The sequence below is a fragment of the Gemmatimonas sp. genome (assembly GCF_044345575.1).
Taxonomy (GTDB): Bacteria; Gemmatimonadota; Gemmatimonadetes; order Gemmatimonadales; family Gemmatimonadaceae; genus Gemmatimonas.
In genome coordinates, this window is record NZ_JBIJAW010000221.1 from 1 (window position 1) to 5,546 (window position 5,546).

Annotated in this window: 7 protein-coding genes; all 7 read left to right on the forward strand. The window is 66.6% G+C overall.

From position 1 onward, the window contains the following. Nucleotides 1-766: 3-hydroxyacyl-CoA dehydrogenase family protein (locus tag ACIQ6O_RS12045; protein ID WP_396208035.1), on the forward strand; the 766-nt coding region annotated here is incomplete at its 5' end. Nucleotides 767-780: 14 nt separating this feature from the next. Next, nucleotides 781-1,317 carry a DinB family protein gene (locus ACIQ6O_RS12050; RefSeq protein ID WP_396208036.1) on the forward strand — a complete coding sequence of 179 codons (537 nt, stop codon included), beginning with the start codon at nucleotides 781-783 and terminating at the stop codon, nucleotides 1,315-1,317. Nucleotides 1,318-1,324: 7 nt separating this feature from the next. After that, the gene (locus ACIQ6O_RS12055; protein WP_396208037.1) at nucleotides 1,325-2,017 is read left to right on the forward strand and encodes a metal-dependent hydrolase; all 693 of its coding nucleotides are present in this window, start codon (nucleotides 1,325-1,327) and stop codon (nucleotides 2,015-2,017) included. 17 nt (nucleotides 2,018-2,034) lie between these two features. Next, nucleotides 2,035-3,666 (forward strand): M14 family zinc carboxypeptidase, encoded by a 1,632-nt coding sequence (locus ACIQ6O_RS12060; RefSeq protein ID WP_396208038.1) that lies wholly within the window; start codon nucleotides 2,035-2,037, stop codon nucleotides 3,664-3,666. Nucleotides 3,667-3,675: 9 nt separating this feature from the next. Beyond that, nucleotides 3,676-4,605, forward strand: a complete 930-nt coding sequence (locus tag ACIQ6O_RS12065; protein WP_396208039.1) for a proline dehydrogenase family protein — start codon at nucleotides 3,676-3,678, stop codon at nucleotides 4,603-4,605. Between the two features lie 22 nt (nucleotides 4,606-4,627). Then, complete coding sequence (locus tag ACIQ6O_RS12070; protein ID WP_396208040.1) at nucleotides 4,628-4,978, forward strand: hypothetical protein; 351 nt, start codon at nucleotides 4,628-4,630, stop codon at nucleotides 4,976-4,978. After that, on the forward strand, nucleotides 4,975-5,546 hold a 572-nt coding region (rsgA, locus tag ACIQ6O_RS12075; RefSeq protein ID WP_396208041.1), incomplete at its 3' end, for a GTPase RsgA. The genes ACIQ6O_RS12070 and rsgA, both read left to right, overlap by 4 nt.

Genomic DNA, 5,546 nt, shown 5'->3' on the forward strand with positions numbered 1-5,546 from the left:
GCACAAGATGCCGCTGCTCGAGGTGATCGTCACGCCGGAGACGAGCGCCGAGACGACGGCCACGGTGGTACAGTATGGCCGGCAGCTGGGGAAAACCGTCATCGTGGTGCAGGACGGTGCCGGTTTCTACGTCAATCGCATTCTGGCACCGTACATCAACGAGGCCGGACGCCTGCTCGACGAGGGCGCGCGCATCGAGGAGGTGGACGCCGCGCTCACCGACTTCGGGTTCCCCGTCGGGCCCATCACTCTGCTCGACGAAGTGGGACTCGATATCGCTGGCAAGTCCGGTCCCATCATGGCGGCGGCCTTCGGCGATCGCATGCTACCGTCGGACACGCTGCGGCGCGTGGTGGAAAGCGGCCGCCTCGGACGCAAGGCGAAGAACGGATTCTACCGCTACGACGAGGCCGGCAAGCGACAGGGGGTCGACGAGAGCGTGTATGCCCTCACGCCCGCCGGTGCCTCCCGCAAGACCGTGCCGGCGAGCGAGATCCAGCAGCGCTGCGTCCTGCCGATGTTGAACGAGGCGGTGCGCTGTCTCCAGCACGGCATCGTGCGCTCGGCGCGCGACGGCGATATCGGGGCCATCTTCGGGATCGGGTTCCCGCCCTTCCTCGGTGGGCCGTTCCGTCATCTCGATACCATCGGCCTGCCCGTGGCGCTCGCGCAGCTCGAGGCCCTCAATCTCCGGTTCCCTGGTCGCTTCGAACCCGCCGCGCTGCTGCGAGAGATGGCAAACGCAGGCCGACGCTTTCACCCCTGACCCTCGCTTTCGCCATGTCCGACATCGCGCTGCATCCACGCATTCGTGAAGTGATCATGGCGCTCACCGCCGCGCAGCAGGAAGCCGATGCGTTGTGCGCCACCATCACCGCCGAACAGGAAACACGACGGCTCGGCGATGGATGGACGGTGGCGCAGGTGGTGGAGCACATGGCCATCGTGGAGGGCGGCGCCGGTCGCATCGTGAGCAACATCGCCAAGCAGGTGACGGATATTCCCGAAACCAGTGAAGCGTCCGTCGGCGACGTGCTCGCCAAATACCACGTGGCCGATCCGTCGTACCGCAAGGTGCCCGCTCCCGAGGTGGTGCTCCCCATCCACGGGGCATCCGTGACCGAATCCGCCATCCGTATGCGTGAGGCGCGTGCGCGGCTCATCGCGGCACTCGAAGCCGCGTCGGGCACGGCGCTCGGCGCGGCGCACTACCCGCATCCGCTGTTCGGTCCGCTCGATGGCTACCAGTGGAGCATCATGGCTGCGCAGCACCAACGTCGTCATCTCGTGCAGATCCGTACCATCCTCGCCTCCTGAGTCCATCATGTCCGCACCCATGCAGTTCACCTACTATGGCCACTCCTGCTTCGCCGTCGTCGTCGATGGCGTGCGCCTGCTCTTCGATCCGTTCATCACGGGCAATCCGAAGGCGGGCCATATCGATGTGAACAGCATCGAGGCCGACTACATCCTCATCACGCACGGCCACGGTGATCATCTCGCCGACGCCGTCTCGATTGCCACGCGCACCGGTGCCACGGTGATCAGCAATTACGAGATCGCGTCGTGGCTGGCAAATCAGGGGGTGAGCAAGACGCACGGCATGAACTTCGGCGGCTCGTATGCGTTGCCGTTCGGCCGCACCAAGTACGTGGTGGCCGTGCACAGCAGCACCCTCCCCGACGGCTCGCCGGGCGGGAACCCGGGCGGTTTCGTAGTCACCAGCGGCACGCAGACGTTCTACTACGCCGGCGATACGGCGCTGACCTACGACATGAAGCTGATCAGCGACGAATTCGATCTGAACTTCGCGGTGCTTCCCATCGGGGACACGTTCACCATGGGCATCGCAGATGCGGTGCGCGCGGCGGATTTCGTGGGAGCGAAGACGGTGGTCGGCGTGCACTATGACACCTTCCCACCCATCGCCATCGATCGTGATGAGGCGGTCACCGCGTTCGGGGCGCGTGGCGTCACGCTCCTCCTACCGGCCATCGGCGAGACGGTGGCGCTGTGAGCGCGCCGGTGCGGAGCATGGCAGTCGCTGGCGCACTGCTGCTCGCCGCCTGCGGCGGTTCGGTCACGTCGGGGTCTGCGCCGTCGCCCGCATCGCTGCCGCGCACCCGCGCCGAGCGTACGAATTACACGGAAACCTCGTCGTACACTGATGTGATGGGGTTCATCGACTCGCTGCGGGCGCTCGGCGCGCCGATCAGCGTGAGCGAGCTGGCGAAGTCGCCTCTGGGTAAATCCGTTCCGCTGCTTGTGGCGTCACGTCCGCGTGTGAGTACGGTGGCCGAAGCGCGGGCGCTGGGGCGCCCCATCGCGTATGTGCAGGCCAACATCCACGCGGGTGAGGTGGAGGGGAAGGAAGCGGTGCTCGCGCTGCTGCGCGACTGGAGCTTCGCGAAGCGCCCCAATGTGCTCGACTCCCTCGTGCTGGTGGTGGTGCCGATCTACAACAGCGACGGCAACGACAAGCTGGCCGCGCAGGCGCGCAACCGTGGCGCGCAGAACGGGCCCGAGATGATCGGCGAGCGTCCCAACGGCGCGGGGCTCGATCTCAATCGCGACTATGTGAAAGTGGAAGCCCCGGAGACGATGGGGTCGCTCAAGGCCTTCGCGGCGTGGACGCCCGACCTGTTCATGGACCTGCACACCACGAACGGGTCGTATCACGGCTATGCGCTCACGTACTCACCGTCGCTGCATCCGGCTGCGCCGCTCGCCCCGTTCACGGCTGACACGCTGCTACCGGAAATCCGCCGGCGCATGAAGGCGAAGCACGGCTTCGAAACGTTCCCGTACGGCAACTTCACCGGGGCCAACGGCCGCGAGAGTCTCACAGCCGAGACCAAGTCGGGGTGGGTGACGTACGAGCACAAGCCGCGCTACGGCACCAACTACTTCGGGCTGCGCGGCGGCGTGAGCATTCTCAGCGAGGCGTACTCGCACGACCCGTTCGACCGCCGCGTGGCGAGCACCCGCGCCTTCGTGCAGGAGGTGCTGAGTTACGTTGCGGCCAATCCGGCCAGTGTGCTGGCGCGCGTAAAGGCGGGGCGACAGGCTACTATGGTGCCGGCACAGGGTCCCGCGCCCATGGTGCCCGTGCAGAGCCGCTTCACGACGCGCCCCGATACGCAGGCCGTGCTGGTCGAGCGGCTCGAACGGGTGGCGGACAGCTCCGCGCTCACGCAGCCAGGTGTCCCGCGCGGCCTCAAGCGCACGGGCCAGATCACGGCGCAGCGCATGCCCGTGGTGGATCGGTTCGAGGGCATCGTGAACCGCCCGCTGCAGGGCGGCTATGTCGTCGATGGGGACTGGCCGCGTGTCCGCGAGCTGCTTACGGCACACGGCATTCCCTTCCAGCCGGCCGGTGACGCCGAGCGTACGCTGAGCGAGTTCGTCGTCGATACGGTCATCGCCTCCGGGCGCCCGTTCCAGGGGCACCGGGAGGTGGCGATCCGCGGTCAGTGGCGATCGGTCACGCGCCGCGCCCCGGCCGGCTCCATCGTGGTCATGCCCAATACCGGGAACGATCTTTTGACCATGCTGCTCCTCGACCCGGAAAGCGACGACGGACTCCACACCTGGAACGTCTTCGATTCGGTGCTGGCCAAGGGGAAAGCCGCCCCCGTGGCCCGCATGCTGTGGCCCACGCGTTAGTTTACGCCCATGCTTCGTACGTCTCTCCTCTATCTGTCGCGCCAGCAGGGCGTCTTCGACTTCGTCAAGAACGTCGGATTCGCCCGCAAGATGGCCTCCCGTTTCGTCGCCGGCGAAACGATCAGCACCGCCGTCGAAGCGGTCGCTCAGCTCAATGCCAAGGGCATTTCGGCGTCACTCGACCTGCTCGGCGAAAGTGTGCACAGCGAAGCGGAAGCGCGCGCCACCGGTCGCCAGTATCTCGAAATCCTCGACCGCATCCACGAGCGCAAGCTCGACGCGAACGTGTCGGTGAAGCTCACCGCCATGGGGCAGGACATCTCCGATGACCTCGGCGTGGAGGTGGTGCGCGAGGTGATCGCGCGCGCCAAGCAGTACGACACCTTCGTGCGCCTCGACATGGAATCGAGTGCGTACACCGATCGCACGCTCGATACGTTCGAGCAGAAGCTGTTCCCGGGGCACGAGAACAACGTCGGCATCGTCCTGCAGAGCTCTCTGCGGCGCACGCTCGACGACATCGCCCGCGCCAACCGTCTCTCGGCCCGTGTGCGCATCTGCAAGGGCGCGTATCTCGAGCCACCCGCGGTGGCGTTCCCCGAGAAGGCCGACGTGGACAAGAACTACGTGGCGGCGATGCACACCCTCATGACCGAGGGGCGCTACCCTGGTATTGCCACGCACGACGAGGCGATCATCGCCGAGGCGAAGCGGTTCGCGAAGGAGAAGGGCATCGCGCCCGACAAGTTCGAGTTCCAGATGCTCTACGGCGTACGCCGTGACCTGCAGGAGCAGATCGTGAAGGAGGGCTACCGCATGCGCGTGTACGTGCCGTTCGGCAGCCAGTGGTATCCGTATCTCATGCGTCGCCTCGCCGAGCGCCCCGCGAACATTGCGTTCATGGCCGGCAACATCGTGAAGGAGTCGCTTGGGGGCTGAGCCGCACGACCAGCAGCCCGCCGTGCACGCAGGGCATCACCAGCCGCCGGATCATTCGGCGGGGGATGAACGCACGCTCGGCGGCTACATGGTAGTGCACAAGCGGCCAGCGGCTTTCGAGGGAGTCGACGGGTTTTCGTATTCCGCCGACATCCTCACCGACACCACGGGTGACGCCTCCGCGCCGTGGGGCGCCTATCTGTTTTTCGTGCGCTGGGGGCACGGCGAGCCCGAAGTACAGGGGCACCTCGAGACCGATTTCGTGGTCAAGGGCGCCAGCGAGGCGGTGGTACGGCACCAGCTTGGCGCCATGCCATTGGCGAGTGTGAAGGCGACGCTCGACGGCCTCATTCGCACGCGGAAGGCACCGTGACGCGCGACGCATCGACGCGCGACGCCAGCCAGTTCATCCAGCAGGGGCCCGTCCCGCCGGACGATTTGTCAGTGGAAGGCGTGGTGGTGCAGGGGACCGGTGGTGTGTGGGATGTGCGGCTGGCCAGCGGCTCGGTCGCCTCGGCGTCGCTGCGCGGCCGGCTCAAGCACGAAGCTCGTGGCGCCCTCAAGCTGGCCGTCGGCGACAAGGTCACGCTCACCTGGGAGAACGGGGAGCCCGGCGCGTGGTTCATCACCGACATCCACGAGCGGTTCAGCAAGCTCGCGCGTCGCGCCCCCGGCGGCGCTCGCGGTGAGCGGGTCGTGGTGGCCAATCTCGATCAGGTACTGGTCGTGTTCGCGGCGGCGCGCCCCGAGCCGCATCCGCGCATGCTCGATCGATTTCTCGTGATCGCTGAAGCGAACGGCCTGCACGCCCGCATCGTGGTGAACAAATGCGATCTCGTGACGCGCGAACAGGCGCATGCGCTCTTCGCCGAACATGCCGCGGCGGGGTATCCGGTGCACTACACGAGCATTCAGACCGGCGAGGGCCTCGCGGAGTTGCA

Excerpts from the sequence above, each read along its gene's own strand:
- ACIQ6O_RS12050 (WP_396208036.1), top strand. The coding sequence starts at position 781 with ATGTCCGACATCGCGCTGCATCCACGCATTCGTGAAGTGATCATGGCG.
- ACIQ6O_RS12055 (WP_396208037.1), top strand. The coding sequence starts at position 1,325 with ATGTCCGCACCCATGCAGTTCACCTACTATGGCCACTCCTGCTTCGCC.
- ACIQ6O_RS12060 (WP_396208038.1), top strand. The coding sequence starts at position 2,035 with ATGGCAGTCGCTGGCGCACTGCTGCTCGCCGCCTGCGGCGGTTCGGTC.
- ACIQ6O_RS12065 (WP_396208039.1), top strand. The coding sequence starts at position 3,676 with ATGCTTCGTACGTCTCTCCTCTATCTGTCGCGCCAGCAGGGCGTCTTC.